This is a genomic window from Shewanella rhizosphaerae (genome assembly GCF_019457655.1).
Classification (GTDB): Bacteria; Pseudomonadota; Gammaproteobacteria; order Enterobacterales; family Shewanellaceae; genus Shewanella; species Shewanella loihica.
The window spans coordinates 4,120,147-4,142,061 of record NZ_CP080420.1 but is presented as its reverse complement, the minus strand read 5'-3'; the positions used below and the strand labels follow the sequence as shown (position 1 = coordinate 4,142,061).

Annotated in this window: 16 protein-coding genes and 1 rRNA gene; 16 read left to right on the top strand and 1 reads right to left on the bottom strand. The window is 55.1% G+C overall.

Going from position 1 to position 21,915, the window contains the following annotated elements:
- The first annotated feature begins 10 nt into the window (after positions 1–10).
- The 13 genes from ftsL (at position 11) to lpxC (ending at position 15,516) form a co-directional block, all read left to right on the top strand.
- Positions 11–325, top strand: a complete 315-nt coding sequence (ftsL, locus tag K0I63_RS17905; protein ID WP_011867256.1) for a cell division protein FtsL — start codon at positions 11–13, stop codon at positions 323–325.
- On the top strand, positions 322–2,058 hold the full coding sequence (locus K0I63_RS17900) for a peptidoglycan D,D-transpeptidase FtsI family protein (RefSeq protein WP_220043507.1): 1,737 nt from the start codon (positions 322–324) through the stop codon (positions 2,056–2,058). Before ftsL ends, K0I63_RS17900 begins: the two co-directional genes overlap by 4 nt.
- On the top strand, positions 2,055–3,524 hold the full coding sequence (gene murE / locus K0I63_RS17895; RefSeq protein WP_220083494.1) for a UDP-N-acetylmuramoyl-L-alanyl-D-glutamate--2,6-diaminopimelate ligase: 1,470 nt from the start codon (positions 2,055–2,057) through the stop codon (positions 3,522–3,524). Before K0I63_RS17900 ends, murE begins: the two co-directional genes overlap by 4 nt.
- A complete protein-coding gene (locus K0I63_RS17890) occupies positions 3,521–4,891 on the top strand; it encodes a UDP-N-acetylmuramoyl-tripeptide--D-alanyl-D-alanine ligase (protein ID WP_220081902.1) in 1,371 nt (456 codons plus the stop codon). Before murE ends, K0I63_RS17890 begins: the two co-directional genes overlap by 4 nt.
- Positions 4,891–5,973, top strand: coding sequence for a phospho-N-acetylmuramoyl-pentapeptide-transferase (mraY, locus tag K0I63_RS17885; RefSeq protein ID WP_011867252.1), 1,083 nt, complete (start codon positions 4,891–4,893; stop codon positions 5,971–5,973). The genes K0I63_RS17890 and mraY overlap by 1 nt, the downstream gene beginning before the upstream one ends.
- A 6-nt stretch (positions 5,974–5,979) precedes the next feature.
- A complete protein-coding gene (murD, locus tag K0I63_RS17880; RefSeq protein ID WP_220081901.1) occupies positions 5,980–7,311 on the top strand; it encodes a UDP-N-acetylmuramoyl-L-alanine--D-glutamate ligase in 1,332 nt (443 codons plus the stop codon).
- Positions 7,304–8,518: a cell division protein FtsW gene (gene ftsW, locus K0I63_RS17875; RefSeq protein WP_011867250.1), complete on the top strand. Its 1,215-nt coding sequence runs from the start codon at positions 7,304–7,306 to the stop codon at positions 8,516–8,518. Before murD ends, ftsW begins: the two co-directional genes overlap by 8 nt.
- On the top strand, positions 8,519–9,613 hold the full coding sequence (gene murG / locus K0I63_RS17870) for an undecaprenyldiphospho-muramoylpentapeptide beta-N-acetylglucosaminyltransferase (protein ID WP_220081900.1): 1,095 nt from the start codon (positions 8,519–8,521) through the stop codon (positions 9,611–9,613). It begins immediately after the preceding gene.
- Positions 9,606–11,060, top strand: a complete 1,455-nt coding sequence (murC, locus tag K0I63_RS17865; RefSeq protein ID WP_220081899.1) for a UDP-N-acetylmuramate--L-alanine ligase — start codon at positions 9,606–9,608, stop codon at positions 11,058–11,060. The genes murG and murC overlap by 8 nt, the downstream gene beginning before the upstream one ends.
- Before the next feature lie 143 nt (positions 11,061–11,203).
- Positions 11,204–11,968 (top strand): cell division protein FtsQ/DivIB, encoded by a 765-nt coding sequence (locus K0I63_RS17860; protein WP_220081898.1) that lies wholly within the window; start codon positions 11,204–11,206, stop codon positions 11,966–11,968.
- Positions 11,969–11,971: 3 nt separating this feature from the next.
- Positions 11,972–13,207 (top strand): cell division protein FtsA, encoded by a 1,236-nt coding sequence (gene ftsA, locus K0I63_RS17855; RefSeq protein WP_011867246.1) that lies wholly within the window; start codon positions 11,972–11,974, stop codon positions 13,205–13,207.
- 34 nt (positions 13,208–13,241) lie between these two features.
- Entirely contained in the window at positions 13,242–14,417 is a 1,176-nt protein-coding gene (gene ftsZ / locus K0I63_RS17850; protein ID WP_011867245.1) for a cell division protein FtsZ, read from the top strand.
- 178 nt (positions 14,418–14,595) lie between these two features.
- Positions 14,596–15,516 (top strand): UDP-3-O-acyl-N-acetylglucosamine deacetylase, encoded by a 921-nt coding sequence (gene lpxC / locus K0I63_RS17845; protein WP_220081897.1) that lies wholly within the window; start codon positions 14,596–14,598, stop codon positions 15,514–15,516.
- Positions 15,517–15,519: 3 nt separating this feature from the next.
- On the opposite strand, the gene K0I63_RS17840 is transcribed toward lpxC, so the two are convergent.
- Positions 15,520–15,975 carry a DUF721 domain-containing protein gene (locus K0I63_RS17840; RefSeq protein ID WP_144201747.1) on the bottom strand — a complete coding sequence of 152 codons (456 nt, stop codon included), beginning with the start codon at positions 15,973–15,975 and terminating at the stop codon, positions 15,520–15,522.
- Between the two features lie 27 nt (positions 15,976–16,002).
- On the opposite strand from K0I63_RS17840, the gene K0I63_RS17835 reads away from it, so the two are divergent.
- The 3 genes from K0I63_RS17835 to K0I63_RS17825 all read left to right on the top strand — a co-directional run bounded on the left by K0I63_RS17835 (position 16,003) and on the right by K0I63_RS17825 (position 21,880).
- Positions 16,003–16,902 carry a M23 family metallopeptidase gene (locus tag K0I63_RS17835; RefSeq protein ID WP_011867242.1) on the top strand — a complete coding sequence of 300 codons (900 nt, stop codon included), beginning with the start codon at positions 16,003–16,005 and terminating at the stop codon, positions 16,900–16,902.
- 58 nt (positions 16,903–16,960) lie between these two features.
- Complete coding sequence (secA, locus tag K0I63_RS17830; protein WP_011867241.1) at positions 16,961–19,684, top strand: preprotein translocase subunit SecA; 2,724 nt, start codon at positions 16,961–16,963, stop codon at positions 19,682–19,684.
- 651 nt (positions 19,685–20,335) lie between these two features.
- Positions 20,336–21,880 (top strand): 16S ribosomal RNA (locus tag K0I63_RS17825).
- Positions 21,881–21,915 lie beyond the last annotated feature (35 nt).

Genomic DNA, 21,915 nt, shown 5'->3' with positions numbered 1-21,915 from the left:
GGGAACGCTAGTGAGTAAGTCACAACTTAACCTGACTCGTATCGTATTACTCGATCTTTGGCACCACAAGTGGGTGCTTTTGATGGCTTTTATTGTGATTGCGAATGCCATTTTGGTGGTTTACACCAGCCATTCCAGTCGCAAGTACACCAGCCAGTGGGATCAGTTGCTGCAGGAACGCGACCGCTTGGATATCGAATGGCGCAACCTGTTGCTGGAAGAGCAGTCGCAGTCGGAACATAGCAGGGTGACACGGATTGCCACGAAAGAGCTGGAGATGAAGCGGCCGTTACCCAACGAAGAAGTGGTGGTGAGAGTACCATGAGCAAGCAGGCGAAACGTAAACAGAAACCACAGCTGATCCACTGGCGTCTCTACGTCGTGGTCGGTTTCGTGTGTCTGCTGTTTACCAGCCTGGTGGGCAGGGCCGCCTATATTCAGATCATCGAGCCGGAAAAACTGCGTCACGAGAGTGACATGCGCACCTTGCGTACCACGAGTAACGAGGTGCACCGCGGCATGATCACCGACCGCAACGGCGAGATGCTAGCAGTGAGCGTACCCGTCAAGGCGGTCTACGCCGATCCTAAGGTGGTGCACGATCGTAACGGCTTCGCCGATATGCGCCGCTGGCAGGCGCTGGCCGACGTGCTGCACGAGCCCAAGGAGGAGATCCTGGCGCGAGTGCAGACTAACCCCAAGAAACGTTTTACCTACCTCAAGCGTCAGGTTACACCTGCGGTGGCCGAGTATATTAAGCAGCTTAAGCTGCCCGGCGTCTACCTCAAGGCCGAATCGCGCCGCTACTATCCTACCAGTGAGATCAGCGCGCAGCTGGTGGGCCTGACCAATATCGACGATAAGGGCATCGAAGGGATCGAGAGCACCTACAACGACTGGCTCACAGGTACGCCCACCAAACATAAGGTACGTAAGTCCCGCGACGGTCACGTGGTCGAGCGTCTGGATACGGTACAGACCGGCGAGAGCTCTAACGATCTAGTGCTGAGTATCGATCAGCGCATTCAGCAGCTGGCCTACCGCGAGATCAAGCGCGCCACCGAGATCAACCAGGCTACCTCGGCCTCTATCGTGGTGCTCGACGTGCACACCGGCGAGGTGTTGGCCATGGCGAACACCCCCAGCTACAACCCTAACTCCCGCGATAACCTGCAAAGCTATCGCATGCGTAACCGTGCCTTGACCGACGCCTATGAGCCGGGTTCCACCATCAAGCCCTTCGTGGTCGCCGCGGCGCTCGAGGCCGGCACCATCAAGGAAGATCAGATCTTCAAGACACATCCGGGCCGCGTGCGTATCGGCGGCAAGATAGTGCGTGACGGTCGCAACTATGGCGACATGTCACTGGCCGATGTCTTGGTGCATTCCAGTAACGTGGGGATGACACAGATCGCCTTGTCTATGCCAGTACAGGAGCTGCTGGGTTACTACCAGGCCATGGGGCTGGGTAACTATTCTGGCATCAACCTGCCGGGCGAGAGCGCCGGTCTTATCCATGACCGTCGCCGCTGGTCCGATTTTGAGCGGGCAACTCTCTCCTTCGGTTATGCCCTGACCGTCACACCACTGCAGATCGCCCGCATGTACGCCATGTTGGGTAGCGGCGGCGTGCTCTATCCCTCGTCGATCCTCAAGCTGAAGAAGGAGCCCGAGGGCGAGCAAGTGATCTCACCCGAGGTGGCCCGCAGCGTGATGCAGATGCTGATCGGGGTGACAGAGCCTGGCGGCACCGCCAAGAAGGCCCATATCGATGGTTACCCGGTTGCGGGTAAGACGGGCACCGCTCGTAAGGCCGTGGCCGGTGGCTATGGTGAGGATTATGTCGCCCTGTTTGCCGGGGTCGCACCCGTACACAATCCGAGACTCGCCATGGTGGTGGTAGTCAATGAGCCCAAGGGCGATCGTTATTATGGCGGCGATGTGGCCGCTCCCGTGTTTGCCAAAGTGATGTCAGGGGCACTACAGATGTTAAATGTTGAGCCGATCAGCGCTCGAGAAAAAGTTCAATTGGCCGGTAATGTCAGGAGGGGCGAATAATGCAGCTATGCGATCTCCTAGCCCCCTGGTTTCATTATGCCGGTGGCGAGTCCCTCAGCCATCTTACGCTGGATAGTCGCGAGATAGGCCAGGGCAGCGTGTTTGTTGCCGTGCCCGGTCACAGGGTCGATGGCAGAGACTATGTCGATACCGCCCTGTCGCAAGGGGCCGTGGCGGCGCTTATCCATACCGACGATCCGGCAGAGCATGGCAAGGTGAGCCAGGACAATGGCCTGCGTATTTATTTCTTTCAGCTGCAGCGTCAGCTGTCGGCGCTCGCCTCTCAGCTCTATGTGCTGGGACGGGATAGGATCAAGCTGATCGGCGTAACCGGCACCAATGGTAAGACATCCGTAACCCAACTTATCGCTCAGCTAAGCGACGGTCTGGGCAAGCCGGCCGCCGTCATGGGTACCCTAGGTAATGGCCTGTGGGGCCAGTTGGTCGACAGCGGTAACACCACGGCGGATCCCATTACCGTGATGCGCCAGCTAGAAGATTTTGACCGCCAGGGCACGAATGTGTGCGCGATGGAGGTGTCCAGCCATGGCTTGGTGCAGGGACGCGTAGACGCAGTGCCTTTCGATGTGGCCGTGTTTACCAACCTGAGCCGGGATCATCTGGATTATCATGGCTCTATGGATGCCTATGGTGCGGCCAAGCAGCGTCTGTTTAGATTCAGTTCACTGAGCCACGGCTTGATCAACCTCGACGATCCTGTTGGGCGTCAGTGGATCCAGGATAAACGCTGCAAGGGCTTGGTGGGCTTTAGCATTCAAGGCCAGGAAGGCGCTGCTATCTATACCAAAGAGGTGAAGCAGCATAGCCAGGGCGTTAGCGCGACCCTAGTCTGGCCCGAAGGCGAAGCGAAGATCGACTCGCCCCTGCTGGGCATCTTCAACCTGTCTAACTTAGTCGCGGCCTTGGGGGCTCTTTACCTGAGCGGCTACGCCATGACGCAGCTGTTGGCTCAGGTGTCCAGCCTCCAGCCTGTGGCGGGACGCATGGAGCGTTTCACTACACCTGAAGGGGTTACCCTGGTGGTGGATTACGCCCATACGCCGGACGCCATAGAGCAGGCGCTACGAGCTCTGCGTGGTCATTGCCGCGGCAAGCTATGGTGCGTCTTTGGTTGTGGTGGCGATCGTGACAAGGGCAAACGCCCCCTGATGGCCCGCGCCGCCGAGGAGAATGCCGATTGCGTCATGGTGACCAGCGACAATGCTCGCAGCGAAGATCCCATGGCGATCATTCAAGATGTATTGGCCGGGCTCAACAAGCCGCAGATCGCCCTGACTCAGGTCGATAGACAACAGGCGATCCGCGAGGTGGTGACCCTGGCTTCCAGCGGCGACCTCATTTTGCTGGCCGGTAAGGGCCATGAGACCTATCAGGAGATCGCCGGCAAGCGCCTGGATTATGATGAACGCGCCCTGGCGGCGGCAATTGCGAGGGGCGGCAAATGATCCCACTTAAACTGTCAGAGCTCGCCAAGGTACTGAGTGCCAAGCATATCGGCGACGATTTAAGCGTCAGCAAGGTATCGAGCGATAGCCGGGTGGTGGATGCACAGACCCTGTTTGTCGCCTTAAAAGGTGAACGTTTCGATGCCCACGATTTTGCCGCCAAGGCGGTAGCTGACGGCGCCAGCGCCCTGTTAGTAGAGCGTGAACTACCGATTGCCGCGCCGCAACTCATAGTGGCTAACAGCCAGAAAGCCATGGGCCAGATTGGTGCCCATGTGAAGCGGTGTGTCGCGCCCAAGAGCGTGGCCCTGACCGGCTCGAACGGCAAGACCAGCGTCAAGGAGATGGTGGCGACCATATTGTCGACCCAGCATCAGGTGCTCTATACCGCGGGCAACTTCAACAACGAAGTCGGCGTGCCGCTGACCCTGCTGCGCCTCGAGCCGCACCACGAATATGGCGTGTTCGAACTGGGTGCCAATCATCTCGGCGAGATTAATTACACTTCATCTTTAGTGCAACCCGATGTGGCGATGGTTAATAATGTCGCCTCGGCGCATTTAGAGGGTTTTGGCTCGCTCGAAGGCGTGGCTAAGGCCAAGTCTGAGATCTTCCTCCACCTGGCTAAGGATGGCGTCGCCGTGATCAATGCCGACGACGCATTTGCCGATGTGATGCGACGCGCGGCCGCTAGCCATACCCAGTTGAGTTTTTCATCCCAGGGGAATCCTGCAGATGTCAGCGCCGATGAGCTCAGCGCCGACGCCTTGGGCTGTTATCGCTTTCGAATCGCGTATCGGGATGAGCAACGTACCGTCAGCCTGCCGCTGTCGGGCCGTCATCAGGTGAGTAACGCCCTGGCGGCGACCAGCATCTGTCTGGCGCTGGGATTGTCGCTGGATGAGATAGTTCAAGGGCTTATGCGGTTACAACCCGTGAAGGGGCGTATGCAGCCGACGCGTCTGGGACGTTTCTTGCTGATAGACGACACCTATAACGCCAATCCGGCCTCGGTGGGGGCGGCAATCGACTGGCTTCAAGAAATTGAAGGAAATCGCTGTTTAGTGCTGGGCGATTTAGGCGAATTAGGTGACAATGCGTCCCTTTTACATCGGCAGCTGGGCGAGAAGGCCAAGCAGCAGGGGATCGATGCCTTGTATTCACTGGGAGAGTTGAGTCGGGCGAGTAGCGAGGCTTTCGCCGGCAAGCATTTCACCGACTTAGATGCATTGGTTGTTGATTTAGTTAGTTATTTTAACCAGTTAACCGGCAAGGTGACTGTGTTAGTTAAGGGGTCTCGAAGCGCCAGAATGGAGCGGGTTGTCGAGGCCCTCATTGCCGCCTTTGAGCGCAAGGAGTTGTTTTAATGCTGGTTTATCTGGCTGAGTACCTAACCCAGTTTTATACCGGGTTTAACGTTTTCTCATATGTGACCTTCAGGGCGATCCTGGGGCTCTTGACCGCCATGGTGTTTAGCCTGTGGTGGGGACCTAAGATGATCGAGCGTCTGCAACTGCTGCAGATAGGTCAGGTGGTTCGTAACGAAGGACCCGAGTCGCATTTTGCCAAGCGCGGCACACCGACCATGGGTGGCCTGTTGATCTTGGCCGGCGTCTTCATCAGCGTGTTGCTGTGGGGCGATCTGGGTAGCCGCTACGTGTGGGTCATGCTTTTCGTGCTGGGCGCCTTTGGCCTTATCGGCTTCATCGACGATTATCGCAAGGTGGTGCGCAAGGACACCAAGGGGCTTATCGCCCGCTGGAAGTATATCTTGCAGTCCCTGGCAGCCTTAGCCATCGCCTTCTATCTGTACGCCTCGGCGGGCAGTGAAGGTGAAACCCAATTGGTCTTGCCTTTCTTTAAGGATGTGATGCCACAGCTGGGCGCCTTCTTCATCCTGCTGGCTTACTTCACTATAGTGGGCTCGAGCAACGCGGTGAACCTGACCGATGGTCTGGATGGTCTGGCGATTATGCCGACCGTGATGGTGGCGGCTGCTTTTGCGCTGATCGCCTATCTGTCTGGCCACGTGCAGTTCGCCAACTACCTGCATATTCCCTATCTGCCTGGCTCGGGCGAGCTGGTGATCGTCTGCACCGCCATCGTCGGTGCGGGCTTGGGCTTTTTGTGGTTCAACACCTATCCGGCCCAGGTCTTCATGGGTGACGTGGGCTCGCTTTCTCTGGGCGCGGCACTGGGCACCATCGCCGTGTTGGTGCGTCAGGAGATCCTATTGGTGATCATGGGTGGCGTATTCGTGATGGAGACAGTTTCTGTGATCCTGCAGGTCGGCTCCTATAAGCTGCGCGGTCAACGTATCTTTAGGATGGCGCCTATTCATCACCACTACGAGCTCAAAGGTTGGCCCGAGCCCAGGGTGATTGTGCGTTTCTGGATCATCTCCCTCTTCCTGGTGTTGCTAGGCTTAGCAACCTTAAAGTTAAGGTAAGACGCCATGGCGAGTCAGTACACGCACATAGTTTTAGGATTGGGGGCCACAGGGCTCTCTGTGGTGCGTTATCTCATTAAGCAGGGCATCACGCCACTGGTGATGGACAGCCGCGAGAATCCACCGGGTCGCGAGACCCTGAGTCAGGAGTTTCCCGAGGTGCTATTGCTCACCGGCGGTTTCGATTGTCGCTACCTGGTACAGGCTAGCCAGATCGTCGTCAGCCCCGGGATCCCGCTGGATACCGCCGAGGTGCGCGCCGCGGTGGATATGGGCATAGATATCGTCGGCGATGTCGAGCTGTTCGCCAGAGCGCTGGCAGATCGCCCCGCCTGCGTTATCGGCATCACGGGTTCTAACGGTAAGTCGACCGTGACTACCCTTGTGGGTGAGATGGCAGCCAAGGCGGGCCTCAAGGTGGCCGTGGGCGGCAATATCGGCGTGCCCGTGCTGGACCTGCTCGATGGTGATCATGAGTTGTTTGTGCTCGAGTTATCTAGCTTCCAGCTGGAGACGACGGCTAGCCTCAACTGCATCAGCGCCACCTGCCTGAACATCAGCGAAGATCACATGGACAGGTATTCGGATCTCGAGAGTTATCGTCAGGCCAAGCTGCGTCTGTATGATCAGACCAAGCTGGCAATCTTCAACCGCGACGATCTGCTGACTCGCCCGAACGAGCCTATGAACCAGAACAGCTTTGGCCTCTCTCTGCCCGAGGGAGATGAGTGGGGCGTAAACCATGGCGTCCTGGTGCATGGCACGACCGAATATGTTGCCGGCGATCAGGTTTCACTGGTGGGTAGTCACAACCAGGCCAACTTGCTGGTTGCCATGGCGCTGGCCGATAGCGCCGGTGTCGATAAGGCGGCCATGGTCGAGGTGGCGAAACAGTTCAAGGGGCTGGCCCATAGATGCGAACTCGTGGGTAAGCATCAGGGCGTGAGCTATGTGAACGATTCCAAGGCGACCAATGTGGGCGCCACCATAGCGGCCCTGCAGGGGCTGAGCGACCATGAGGGGCAGATTATTTTAATCGCCGGTGGTGACGGCAAGGGCGCCGATTTTTCGGCGCTACGCGGCTCACTGCTGGGCGTTGCTCAGGTGATCACCCTGGGGCAGGATGGCGACAAAATTGCCGAGCAGTTCGAGGGTGCCATTCGCGTCGAGTCGATGCAAGAGGCAGTCGCTCAGGCGGCTCAGCTGGCTAAGCCGGGCGATCTGGTCCTGCTGTCGCCTGCCTGTGCCAGCCTGGATATGTACGCCAACTTCATGGCCAGGGGCGATGATTTTCGTGCCCAGGTGAATGCCTTGGCCCAAGAGGTGATGCATGCGTAGCGACGAGCGTCAACTAAGCCTGTTTGGCAGCTCCCTTAGCTGGTCGCTGCCGAACCTGTTTAGTCAACGCGAAGCGCCGGGCATGCAGCTCTATGACAGAGCTTTGCTGTTTGCGATCATCTCCCTGATAAGTTTCGGCTTCATCATGGTGATGTCGGCCTCTATGCCGGAGGCCACGAGTTTGACGGGCAACCCCTACCACTTCGTGTGGCGCCATGTGGCCTACCTGATGGGGTGCGCCCTGATCGCCGCGGTGGTGTTGCAGATAGAGATGCATAGCTGGCAGCAGCTGAGTCCTATCTTGCTGCTGGTCGTCGGCATCATGTTGGTGGCTGTGCCGATCGTGGGCACCACGGTAAACGGGGCGACCCGTTGGTTATCGGTGGGGCCTATTCGTATTCAGGTGGCCGAGATCGCCAAGTTTGCCTTTGCCATCTATATGGCGGGTTATCTGGTGCGGCGTCATCAGGAGGTGCGGGAAAATGCCAAGGGCTTCTATAAGCCAATTGCCGTGTTTGCCGTGTATGCCTTTCTGATCTTGCTACAGCCGGATCTCGGTACCGTGGTGGTGCTGTTTGTTGGCACCGTCGGTTTGTTGTTTTTAGCCGGTGCAAGATTGCTCGATTTCTTCGCGCTGATCTTGACCGGGGCCATGGCCTTCGTTGGCCTGGTATTGCTGGAACCTTATCGTATGCGACGGGTGACCTCGTTTCTGGATCCTTGGCAGGATCCCTTCGGTAGCGGTTATCAGCTGACCCAATCCTTGATGGCCTATGGCCGCGGCGATTGGCTGGGACAGGGCCTGGGGAACAGCATTCAGAAGCTGGAATACCTGCCCGAGGCCCACACAGATTTTATCTTTGCCGTGATCGGCGAAGAGTTAGGGTTTCTCGGCATCATCGCCGTGTTGTCGGTACTGCTGTTTGTCGCCCTGAGAGCGATAAAGCTGGGTAACCTGTGTCTGCTTGGCGATCGGGCATTCGAGGGCTATCTGGCCTATGGCATCGGCATCTGGATCTGTTTCCAGACTGTGGTCAACGTGGGCGCCAGCATAGGCATGCTACCCACCAAGGGGCTGACACTGCCCTTTATCAGTTATGGCGGCAGTAGCCTGTGGGTGATGACGGCAGCGGCAATGATATTGATCCGTATCGATCATGAGAGAAGATTAAGCCTGATCCAGGCAGTACAAGGCAAGGTGAAATAGATGGCGTCAGATAAACGTATTTTGATCATGGCGGGCGGCACGGGCGGACACGTGTTCCCGGCGCTTGCCGTGGCCAAAGCGTTAGCCAAACAGGGCTGGCAGGTGCGCTGGCTTGGCACCGCCGATCGTATGGAGGCACGTCTGGTGCCTCAGCATGGTTTCGATATCGATTTTATCGATATCAAGGGGGTACGTGGTAATGGCTTGATCCGTAAGCTCGCGGCGCCCTTTAAGATCTTACGCTCCATCATGCAGGCGCGTGAGGTGATCAAAGAGTTTAAACCCCATGTGGTGCTCGGCATGGGCGGTTTCGCCAGTGGTCCGGGTGGGGTTGCCGCCAAGCTGAGCGGCATCCCTCTGGTGCTGCACGAGCAAAATGCCTTTCCAGGCATGACTAACAAGTTGTTGTCACGCATCGCTACCCGTGTGCTGTGCGCCTTCGAAAACACCTTCGAGGGCAATGCCGAGGTGGTGGGCAACCCGATCCGCAGCGAGCTTATCGCCCTGGGACGTAGCGAGCAGCCTATCGTTCCGGACGATGCTCTTAGGGTGTTGGTGGTCGGCGGCAGCTTGGGTGCCAAGATATTTAACGACCTGATGCCGAGCGTGACGGCTGCGGTGGCTCAGCACCATTCGATGACGGTATGGCATCAGGTGGGTAAGGGTAATCAGGCACAGGTGGAGGCGGAATACCTGCAACTGGGGCAATCCGGCAGCGTTAAGGTGGCCGAGTTTATCGATGATATGGAAGCGGCCTATCGCTGGGCCGATGTGATTCTGTGCCGTGCGGGCGCCCTGACTGTGTCGGAGGTAGCGGCGGTGGGGCTACCGAGTCTCTTGGTGCCTTACCCCCATGCGGTAGACGATCACCAGACCAAGAATGCCCAGGTCTTGGTGGAAGCGGGCGGCGCATTTTTGCTGCCGCAGACAGTATTAGATAGTGAGAAGTTGATCAGCAAGCTGCAGATCTTGGCGTCAGACCGTAAGGCCCTCATCGAGATGGGGCAGCTGGCCAAGAGTGTTGCCGTATTAGATGCCACAGAGCGGGTCGCCGCCGTGTGTATCGCGCTGACAAGTAAGGAAAAAGATGATTAAAACCGAAGAGAAGTACGCCCAATTAAGAACCATCATTCCAGAGATGCGTCGCGTCAAGCGGATCCACTTTGTGGGGATCGGCGGCGCGGGTATGGGCGGTATTGCCGAGGTCTTGGTAAACGAAGGTTATCGTCTTAGCGGTTCCGACATCGCCGAGAATGCCGTGACGGCTCGCCTGAAGCGCCTCGGCGCGGCGATCTTCATCGGTCACAGTGCCGATCAGGTCGAGGGCGCCGATGTGGTGGTGGTCTCGACGGCCATCGATGCCAGTAACCCAGAGATTTTAGCGGCCCAGGAGCGACGCATTCCTATCGTTCGCCGGGCAGAGATGTTGGCCGAGCTGATGCGTTATCGCCACGGTGTGGCGGTGGCCGGTACCCATGGCAAGACGACCACTACGAGTCTGATCGCCAGCGTCTATGGTCAGGCCGAGCGGGATCCAACCTTCGTGATCGGCGGTCTGCTGAACAGTGCCGGCACCAATGCCCGTTTGGGTAAGAGCCGTTACCTGATCGCCGAGGCCGACGAGAGCGATGCCAGCTTCCTGCATCTGCAGCCCATGGTGAGTGTGGTTACCAACATCGAAGCCGACCACATGGATACCTATGAGGGGGATTTCGAGAAGCTGAAATCTACCTTCGTCGACTTTTTGCATAACCTGCCGTTCTACGGCGTGGCGGTGGCCTGTATCGACGACCCTGTGGTGAGAGAGATTTTACCGCGCATTGGCCGCAAGGTAGTGACCTATGGTTTCAGCGACGATGCTGACGTGCAGGCGCTTAACTTCGAGCAGCAGGGGTATAGCTCACGCTTTACGGTGCGCCGTGAAGGGATGGCAGATCTGGACCTGAGGGTTAATCTGCCCGGTCGTCACAATGTGCTCAATGCCCTGGCGGCCATAGCTGTGGCCACGGAAGATGAGATTGAAGATGAGGCGATCATCCGCGCCCTGGATGAGTTCCAGGGCATAGGTCGTCGCTTCCAGCAGCTGGGTGAGTTCACCACCACAGCGGGCGATGTGATGCTGGTCGATGACTATGGTCATCACCCCAGCGAGGTGGCGGCAACCATCAAGGCGGCGCGTTCCGGCTGGCCGGATAAGCGTCTGGTGATGATCTATCAGCCACACAGATACAGCCGCACCCGGGATCTCTATGACGATTTCGTCGAGGTGCTGGCCCAGGTGGACTGCCTGTTACTGCTCGATGTGTATAGCGCCGGCGAGGCGCCGGTACCTGGTGCAGACAGCCGCGCCCTGTGCCGCTCGATTCGTCAGCGTGGCCAGATAGATCCTATCTTCGTGGCCGAGCCCGAGCAGCTACAGACGATACTGCCTGGGGTGTTGCAGGGGGGCGATCTGCTGTTGACCCAAGGGGCCGGCAATATCGGCGCCCTGAGTCGTCAGCTGGCCGATGCCGGTCTGCAGTTTGAGTCGGAAAACCAATGAGGTTGAGGGCATCTTGCCCTGACCTCGATGAAGCTTTTGACGCTAGAGGTGAGGTAGTTATAATGGCCGGTTCCTTAGGGCTGCCCTCTGGTAATAAGTTGATTGATTTTTATACATTTAATGATGCGTTAGGGCGATAAGCAGTGTCCTTAAGAGAGCTAGGTAGCGGTTGGAAAAGCAGGTTGGGACAGGTCGATTGGTACCTGTGTTTCGGCTTGATTTTTCTGTTCTTGGTGATCTGTGGCCTATCCATGGGAGGCTGGAAGCTTCACCTGGTACTGAACGACGCGGATGCCCTGCCGATTGAGGCGGTGGCGATCAAGGGGGACAGGCAGTTTACCAGTGACGCCGAGATACGCAGTGCGCTGCAGGATCTGATGCAGAGAAGCTTCTTCTCGGCGGATGTGAATCAGGTACAGCAGGCACTGGAAAATCTGCCTTGGGTCTACCACGCCTCGGTAAGGCGCGAGTGGCCGGCAAAGTTAAAGGTATATCTGGTGGAGCAGACGCCGGTCGCCCACTGGAACGAGACAGATTGGCTCAACGAGCAGGGGCAGGTGTTTAAGGCGCCCCATCGTGAGGGGATAGGCCCGCTGCCTAATCTGGTCGGCCCGGAAGATCAGGCGAAGTCTGTGTTGACTAACTATCGCCAGGTCAGTGAATTATTGAAGATCAACGGGTTCGATTTGGCCCGTTTAGAGTTAAGCCCCAGACATGCCTGGTTAGCCGTGCTGGCCAACGGCATAGAGTTGAAGCTGGGAAGGGAAGATAAGATGGCAAGGGTGCAGCGCTTTATCCATGTGTATCCCACATTGGTGAAACAGGATAAGCCCGTTGCCCGAGTCGATTTGCGCTACGATACCGGATTGGCCGTAGGTTGGGATGAAGCACAAGATGAGAGCCGTTAATTAATGACCAAGAATCAAGATAGAAATCTGATCGTTGGATTAGACATAGGAACGTCCAAAGTTGCTGTGATCATCGGTGAGGTACTGCCCGATGGTGAGATCAGTGTGGTCGGTCTCGGCAGTCACCCCTCCCGCGGCATGGATAAGGGCGGGGTAAACGATCTCGACTCTATCGTGCGTAGTGTGCAACGCGCGCTGGATCAGGCCGAGTTGATGGCCGATTGTCAGGTAGCCTCGGTATACCTAGGCATCTCGGGTAAGCATATCCAGTGTCAGAACGAAAATGGCATGGTGTCGATTAACGACGAAGAGGTGACCCAGGAAGACGTAGACAACGTCATCCACACCGCGCGTTCGGTGAAGATCCCGACCGAGCGTCGTATTCTGCACGTCTTGCCGCAAGAGTATGCCATCGACGTACAAGATGGTATCCGCAGCCCAATCGGCATGTCGGGTATGCGTATGGAGGCCAAGGTGCATATCGTCACCTGCGCCAACGACATGGCCAAGAATATTACCAAGAGCGTAGAGCGTTGCGGCCTTAAGGTGGATGACCTGGTGTTCTCGGCCATCGCCTCGGCTGATGCCGTGCTCACCGACGATGAGAAAGACCTAGGCGTCTGCCTGGTGGATATGGGCGGTGGCACCACAGATATCACCATCTACACCAACGGCGCCCTGCGTCACTGCGCCGTGGTGCCAGTGGCTGGCAACCAGGTGACCAGCGATATCGCCAAGATCTTCCGTACGCCGCTGTCACATGCAGAGCAGATTAAGGTGCAGTACGCCAGCGCCAGAAGCGCCATGGTGAGCCGCGAAGACAGCATAGAGGTGCCATCTGTGGGCGGACGCCCATCGCGCACCATGTCGCGCCATACCTTGGCAGAGGTGGTTGAGCCTAGGTACCAGGAGCTGTTCGAGCTGGTGCGTAAAGAGTTGCGCGACTGCGGCCTGGAAGATCAGGTTGCCGCCGGTATCGTACTCACGGGCGGTACCGCATCGATTGAAGGTGCGGTAGATGTCGCCGAGGCGACTTTCGGTATGCCGGTTAGGGTGGCCGAGCCGTTGCCGGTGAAAGGATTATTTGAATATGTGAACCAGCCCATCTACTCCACGGGTGTTGGGTTGTTACATTATGGTGCAAGACGTGTGCTCGAGCGACAGTTCGAGCGCCCCGAGCGCCAAGGGGTGACCAGTCTTTGGAATCGGGTCCAGAGCTGGTTTAAGGGTGAGTTTTAAGGTTAATAACGCAGACTAAAACGGAGAAAAGACCATGTTTGAGATCATGGATAGTCATTCCGATGAGGCGGTGATCAAGGTCATCGGCGTCGGTGGCGGTGGTGGTAACGCCGTCGAGCATATGGTGAAACACAATATCGAGGGTGTTGAGTTCGTTGCAACCAATACCGATGCCCAAGCGCTACGTAAGTCGGCGGCGGGCACGACCATTCAGTTGGGTCGCGATGTCACCAAGGGGCTTGGCGCGGGCGCCAACCCAGAGATCGGTCGTCTGGCGGCCGAAGAAGACAGAGAGAATATCCGCAGCGCGATCAAGGGCTCGGACATGATCTTTATCGCCGCCGGTATGGGTGGTGGTACGGGTACAGGTGCAGCCCCTGTCGTGGCCGAGATCGCCCGTGAAGAGGGGATCCTGACCGTTGCTGTGGTGACCAAGCCGTTCCCATTCGAAGGCAAGAAGCGTATGGCTTATGCCGACCAGGGTATCGAGATGCTGGCCAAGCATGTTGACTCGCTGATCACTATTCCTAACGAGAAGCTGCTCAAGGTCCTGGGCCGTGGCACTTCACTGTTAGATGCGTTTGCGGCGGCTAACAACGTGCTACTCGGCGCAGTACAAGGTATTGCCGAGCTGATCACCCGTCCGGGTCTGATTAACGTCGACTTCGCCGACGTTAAGACTGTGATGTCTGAGATGGGTAATGCCATGATGGGTACAGGCGTCGCCAGCGGTGAAGATCGCGCCGAAGAAGCGGCCGAAGCTGCCGTGGCCAGTCCGCTGCTGGAAGATATCGATCTGGCTGGTGCCCGTGGCGTATTGGTGAACATCACCGCCGGTATGGACATGAGCATCGAAGAGTTCGAGACAGTGGGTAACCATGTTAAGGCTTATGCATCAGATAACGCTACTGTAGTTGTGGGTGCGGTTATCGATCCAGAGATGAGCGACGAGCTGCGTGTAACCGTAGTGGCAACCGGTATCGGCGCCGAGAAGAAGCCTGATATTCAACTGGTTTCTAAGCCTGCGCCGCGTCCAGAGCCAATGCCAGCACCTGAGGTCAAAATTGAACTTCCAGTGGAAGAAGCTGTCCCACAGGCAATGGGGGCGGGTAATGTTGTGCAGGTAGCACAACCAGCCGCGGCCGCCGCGCCTAAGAGTGACCTTGATTACTTAGATATACCGGCATTTTTGCGTAAGCAAGCTGACTAGTTTCAGGACGGAGCGTGCTAGTCGGCGCCATAGACCTGAATGTGGTACGACGATTTTCGTCGGTAAATTTTGGTGAATTGGCAAAGATATGCTAGCATGTCCGACCTGCTGCGCCTTTGTGCGCCGCTTTGCTGTGCGGAAATAAACGCTTTTTGGTTGTGATATAACGGGTAACTAAATGATTTTTCAAAGAACTGTTAAAGAAATGGTTAAGACCACCGGTGTCGGATTGCATTCCGGTAACAAGGTGACTTTGACGATCAAACCCGCGCCAGTTAATACAGGGATCGTGTTGGTTCGTACCGACTTGACGCCAAGCGTGGCTATTGCCGCCAAGGCGGATCAAGTGCGTGAGACGACCATGTGTACGGCGCTTGTGAATGACGAAGGTGTTCGTATCTCAACGATTGAGCATCTGTTTGCCGCTCTGGCAGGTTTAGGCATAGACAACGCGACAATCGAAGTCGATGCCCCAGAGATCCCCATTATGGATGGCAGCGCCAGCCCATGGGTCTTCCTGCTGCAATCTGTCGGCATTCAGGAGCAAATCGCAGCAAAGAAATATCTAAGAATCAAGCGCCCGGTGCGTGTTGAAGATGGTGATAAGTGGGCCGAACTGCGTCCATTCAAGGGTTTCAGAGTCGATTTCGCGATCGATTTCAATCACCCTGAGATCGCCAGAAGTCAGCAGCATATGGTGATGGATTTTTCCTCTTCTGCCTTCGTTCGCGATATCAGCCGCGCCAGAACCTTTGGGTTTATGCGCGACATCGAATATCTGCGTGCCAATAACCTGGCATTAGGTGGCAGCATGGAAAATGCCGTTGTGCTTGATGAATACCGCGTCCTCAACCCCGATGGTCTGCGTTATGAGGACGAGTTTGTTAAGCACAAAATTCTCGATGCGTTCGGTGATCTCTATGTCGCCGGTCACGCTATCGTCGGTGAATTCCGTGCGTTCAAGACAGGCCACGCGCTGAACAATCAGCTGGTTCGTGCCCTGTTAGCCGAGCAAGATGCTTGGGAATTGGTAAGCTTCGAGAAAGAAGAAGAGGTACCAGTCAGTTTCGCCGTGCCTGCGGGTGCGGTATTGGCGTAAAGCCTATTTGGATTGCCTTGAACGGCTGGCTAAAGCAGCCAGCCGTTTTAGTTTTTGGCCTAGGGAACCTTCTATATGCTCGGCCAAGGCGTCGATATGCGCCGCAGCGGTTTCGCTTATCTGGTTGTGAGCCTGCTTTGATTTTGTCTCATACATTTTCAGGCTTGGGTTGACTTTAACCTCGATAGCGGACAGCATGGGGAGCGTTTCGGCTTGTAACTGCTGTAAAAGTTTGGGTTTTTGGAAGTTTATTCTTGCGGCCCATGCAGCGGTACTGGTTTCGATAACGAGCACACCTTGACGGAAGTTGGCGACTTTTAGTTGTTCCGAGACAGGACCGGTGATCACCTGTTTAACATAGTGATCCAGGTGAAGCAGTAGTTCTGCTTTTTCGGCGATAGAGGGTAATTGACCCTGCTGAAGCAGTAATTGACTGAGGTCCTGCGGGGGCTTTTTCATAACATAATAAAATGGCTTAATGAGGCTATGAGTGTAACAGTTTTTATTCAAGGTCGGAATGGTGCGACGCGCTGGCAGCCGGGTAAGCGTTGGCTATTATTACCGGTTTTGCTTATTGCCGCAGGCACTGGCTTATATCAGCATAACGCCAAACAAATTCAGCAACAGCAGGCCAGCGTCGATAACGAACGTGTCGCTCGCGAAGAGCAGAAAAACGAGCTTATCGAACTTAAAGGCGCGACCGAATCGCAATTGGCGATCTTGGTTACCCATGTGGCTAAGATGCAGGCTAAGCTTGCACGCCTCGAGGCGCTGGGCCAGCAAGTTGCTAAAGATTACAAACTCGAAGATCAATTCGATTTCTCTTCTGAAGTCGGTGTTGGCGGCCTGAGCGAACTGGGCAGCAACATCGAACTCGATCAGCTTATCCAGGACATGGATAGGCTAGTGTCACGAATAGATAACAATAATGTTCAATTATCACTACTTGAAACGGTGACATCTAATCTCCATATAGATGAAGAACGTTATATCTCAGGGCGTCCCATCCAGAAAGGTTGGTTGTCTTCGCCCTACGGTTTACGCAATGATCCCTTTAACGGCCGCAGAACCATGCATAAAGGCATAGACTTTGCCGGTAAAGAGGGAGCCGATGTTGTCGCCACCGCGGGTGGCGTCGTAACATGGGCAGGCAATATGTTTGGTTATGGTGAGTTGGTCGAGATAGATCATGGAAATGGTCTGAGAACTCGCTATGGACACAATAAGTCTTTGTCAGTAGCTGTAGGTGATGTGGTCGCAAAAGGCGAAAGTATTGCCAAAATGGGGAGTACGGGTCGTTCGACCGGTCCCCATGTGCATTATGAAGTGTTGCGTGGTGGACAGCAGATAGATCCTAAGAAGTATGTCTACCGCAAGGCAGGTTAAACTAAAATAGGCTTTTAGACTCGACAGGGACTTAGCCAACAACATAAAAGTGGTTCAGATGTTTGGTAAATTACTGACAAAAATATTTGGTAGTCGTAACGATCGCACCCTTAAAACTCTCGGTAAGATTGTCACAAAGATTAATGCCCTCGAAGCGGATTTTGAGAAGTTTTCCGACGAGGAACTCAAGGCCAAGACGGCCGAGTTTAAGCAGCGATTGGAATCGGGCCAGACGCTGGACGACGTCATGCCGGAAGCCTTTGCCGTAGTGCGCGAAGCCTCTAAGCGTGTGTTTGAGATGCGTCACTTCGACGTGCAGCTACTGGGTGGTATGGTACTGGACAGTAACCGCATCGCAGAGATGCGTACCGGTGAAGGTAAGACGCTGACCGCAACACTCCCCGCCTATCTAAATGCCCTGACCGGCAAAGGGGTTCACGTGATCACAGTGAACGACTACCTTGCCCGTCGCGACGCGGAAAACAACCGCCCTCTATTTGAGTTCCTGGGTATGACAGTCGGCGTAAACATCGCCGGTATGGGTCAGGCCGAGAAGAAGATGGCCTATGCGTCTGACATTACCTATGGTACCAACAACGAATTTGGCTTCGATTACCTGCGCGACAACATGGCATTCTCGCCTAACGAGCGCGTGCAGCGTCCACTGCATTATGCACTGATCGATGAGGTCGACTCGATTCTGATCGATGAGGCACGTACGCCACTGATCATTTCGGGCGCCGCAGAAGACAGCTCTGAGCTTTATATCAAGATCAACACCCTGATACCTCACCTTATCCGTCAGGACAAGGAAGATACCGAGGAAGAGATCGGCGATGGCGATTACTCTATTGATGAGAAGGCCAAGCAGGTTCACATGACGGAGCGTGGTCAGGAGAAGGTAGAAGTCCTGCTGACCGAACGTGGTATGCTGGCCGAAGGCGATTCGCTTTACTCTGCGGCCAACATCTCGCTGCTGCACCATGTCAACGCGGCGCTACGTGCCCATACCCTGTTTGAAAAAGATGTCGACTACATAGTACAAGACAACGAAGTGATCATCGTCGATGAGCACACGGGTCGTACCATGCCGGGTCGTCGCTGGTCGGAAGGCCTGCACCAGGCAGTAGAAGCCAAGGAAGGGGTTCATATTCAAAATGAAAACCAGACGCTGGCGTCTATCACCTTCCAGAACTTCTTCCGTCAGTATGAAAAACTGGCCGGTATGACAGGTACTGCCGATACCGAAGCGTTCGAATTCCAACACATCTATGGCCTGGATACCGTAGTTATCCCGACCAACCGCCCTATGGTGCGTAAGGACCACGCGGATCTGGTCTACCTGACGGCGGAAGAGAAGTACGATGCTATCATCAAAGACATCATAGATTGTCGTGACCGTGGCCAGCCAGTACTGGTAGGTACTGTCTCTATCGAACAATCTGAGCTGCTCCATAGCATGCTCAAGAAGGCTAAGATCCCTCACGAGGTACTTAACGCGAAGTTCCACGAGCGTGAAGCCGAGATCGTTGCCCAGGCGGGTCGTAGTGGTGCGGTGACCATCGCAACCAACATGGCCGGTCGTGGTACCGATATCGTGTTAGGCGGTAACTGGAACATGGAGATCGATGCCCTCGAGAACCCAACTGCCGAGCAGAAAGCCAAGATCAAGGCAGATTGGCAGGTGCGCCACGACGAAGTGGTTGCCGCAGGTGGTCTGCACATTCTCGGTACCGAGCGTCATGAGTCACGTCGAATCGATAACCAGCTACGTGGCCGCTCTGGTCGTCAAGGGGATGCAGGTTCATCACGCTTCTATCTGTCGATGGAAGATAGCCTGATGCGTATCTTCGCCTCTGAGCGTGTCTCATCTATGATGAAGAAGCTTGGCATGGAGAAAGGTGAAGCGATCGAGCATCCATGGGTATCCCGCGCGATTGAAAACGCCCAGCGTAAGGTTGAGGCACGTAACTTCGATATCCGTAAGCAACTGCTGGAATTCGATGACGTGGCCAACGACCAACGTCAGGTAGTCTATGCTCAGCGTAACGAGTTGATGGATGCCGAGAGCATTCAAGACACTATCGTGAACATCCAGGCCGATGTGGTTAATGGGCTCATCGATCAGTACATTCCACCACAATCGGTTGAAGAGTTGTGGGACATTGCCGGCCTGGAGACGCGTCTCGAGCAAGAGTACGCGTTAAGAATGCCTGTTCAGGAGTGGTTGGATAAGGAAGATGACCTGCACGAAGAGACGCTGCGTGAGCGTATCGTCGAGATCTGGGTGAAGGCTTATAAGGCTAAAGAAGAGATGGTCGGTGCCCAGGTACTACGTCAGTTCGAGAAAGCCGTGATGCTGCAGACCCTGGATGGCCTGTGGAAGGAGCATCTGGCGGCGATGGATCATCTGCGTCAAGGTATCCACCTTCGTGGCTATGCGCAGAAGAATCCTAAGCAAGAGTATAAGCGTGAGTCTTTTGAGCTATTCCAGCAGATGTTGGAATCTTTAAAACATGACGTGATCAGTATTCTCTCTAAGGTACAGGTTCAGGCGCAGTCTGACGTCGAAGAGATGGAAGAGCGTCGTCGCCAAGAAGAAGCTAAGGTGCGCCGCGATTATCAGCACGCCGAAGCCGAAGCACTCGTCGGTGCAGAAGAAGCACAAGCCTTGGCCGCGACTCAGCCTGTGGTGCGTGAAGGTGAGAAGGTTGGCCGTAACGATCCTTGCCCTTGTGGTTCGGGACGTAAGTATAAGCAGTGCCACGGCAAGTTGAGTTAAGACCAAGTTGAGCTAAGGCTTAGTTAAGCAAAAGCATTAGCTAAGCCATAACTTAGTAAGTGGGCTGATTTAGCCAAACATAATAAAAAGCCATCCTTAGGATGGCTTTTTTGATCCCCGAGTTTCCATGACCAGCAGGTATAGAATTGGCCTAAATGCCGATATTTGTGGATAACTTTGGGGGTAAATAGTGCGTATGATGTGACTATCTAAAAAGATCGAAAAAAGTCTGATTTTTCTTAAAAAACCACTTGCGCCCAAATCAGAACTGCCTATAATGCGCATCCACTGACACGGCAAAGCAGACAACGCAGCGTCGAAACACTTGGTAGCTAAGGCGATAAGGTGGTCAGTCACTGAAAAGTGAAGCCTCAAAAAGTTTGCAAAAACTGCTTGACGCGAACAAGGGATTGCGTAGAATACGCAGCCCTAGCCACTCGGGAATCACCGGGATGTGCTAACGCTCTTTAACAATTTATCAAGTAATCTGTGTGGACACTCACAGGTATTGAGTTAATCGAAAACGATTTAAATCTCAATGCAACGATGAGTGTTCATAGCAATATGTACAAACATCCTTAGATTCTTCCGAGTCTAAGTGATGAATCAGAATTCATTGAGTCGTTTGGCGCAAGCCAAACACAAAACTTTTAATTGAAGAGTTTGATCATGGCTCAGATTGAACGCTGGCGGCAGGCCTAACACATGCAAGTCGAGCGGTAACATTTCAAAAGCTTGCTTTTGAAGATGACGAGCGGCGGACGGGTGAGTAATGCCTAGGGAACTGCCCAGTCGAGGGGGATAACAGTTGGAAACGACTGCTAATACCGCATACGCCCTACGGGGGAAAAGAGGGGATCTTCGGACCTTCTGCGATTGGATGTACCTAGGTGGGATTAGCTAGTAGGTGAGGTAATGGCTCACCTAGGCGACGATCCCTAGCTGTTCTGAGAGGATGATCAGCCACACTGGGACTGAGACACGGCCCAGACTCCTACGGGAGGCAGCAGTGGGGAATATTGCACAATGGGCGCAAGCCTGATGCAGCCATGCCGCGTGTGTGAAGAAGGCCTTCGGGTTGTAAAGCACTTTCAGCGAGGAGGAAAGGTTAACGGTTAATACCCGTTAGCTGTGACGTTACTCGCAGAAGAAGCACCGGCTAACTTCGTGCCAGCAGCCGCGGTAATACGAGGGGTGCAAGCGTTAATCGGAATTACTGGGCGTAAAGCGTACGCAGGCGGTTGATTAAGCGAGATGTGAAAGCCCCGGGCTTAACCTGGGAACTGCATTTCGAACTGGTCAACTAGAGTCTTGTAGAGGGGGGTAGAATTTCAGGTGTAGCGGTGAAATGCGTAGAGATCTGAAGGAATACCGGTGGCGAAGGCGGCCCCCTGGACAAAGACTGACGCTCAGGTACGAAAGCGTGGGGAGCAAACAGGATTAGATACCCTGGTAGTCCACGCCGTAAACGATGTCTACTCGGAATTTGGTGTCTTGAACACTGGGTTCTCAAGCTAACGCATTAAGTAGACCGCCTGGGGAGTACGGCCGCAAGGTTAAAACTCAAATGAATTGACGGGGGCCCGCACAAGCGGTGGAGCATGTGGTTTAATTCGATGCAACGCGAAGAACCTTACCTACTCTTGACATCCAGAGAACTTTTCAGAGATGAATTGGTGCCTTCGGGAACTCTGAGACAGGTGCTGCATGGCTGTCGTCAGCTCGTGTTGTGAAATGTTGGGTTAAGTCCCGCAACGAGCGCAACCCTTATCCTTACTTGCCAGCGGGTAATGCCGGGAACTTTAGGGAGACTGCCGGTGATAAACCGGAGGAAGGTGGGGACGACGTCAAGTCATCATGGCCCTTACGAGTAGGGCTACACACGTGCTACAATGGTCGGTACAGAGGGTTGCGAAGCCGCGAGGTGGAGCTAATCTCACAAAGCCGGTCGTAGTCCGGATTGGAGTCTGCAACTCGACTCCATGAAGTCGGAATCGCTAGTAATCGTGGATCAGAATGCCACGGTGAATACGTTCCCGGGCCTTGTACACACCGCCCGTCACACCATGGGAGTGGGCTGCACCAGAAGTAGATAGCTTAACCTTCGGGAGGGCGTTTACCACGGTGTGGTTCATGACTGGGGTGAAGTCGTAACAAGGTAGCCCTAGGGGAACCTGGGGCTGGATCACCTCCTTACCTATACGATTGACTGATATTTGTTGAGTGTTCAC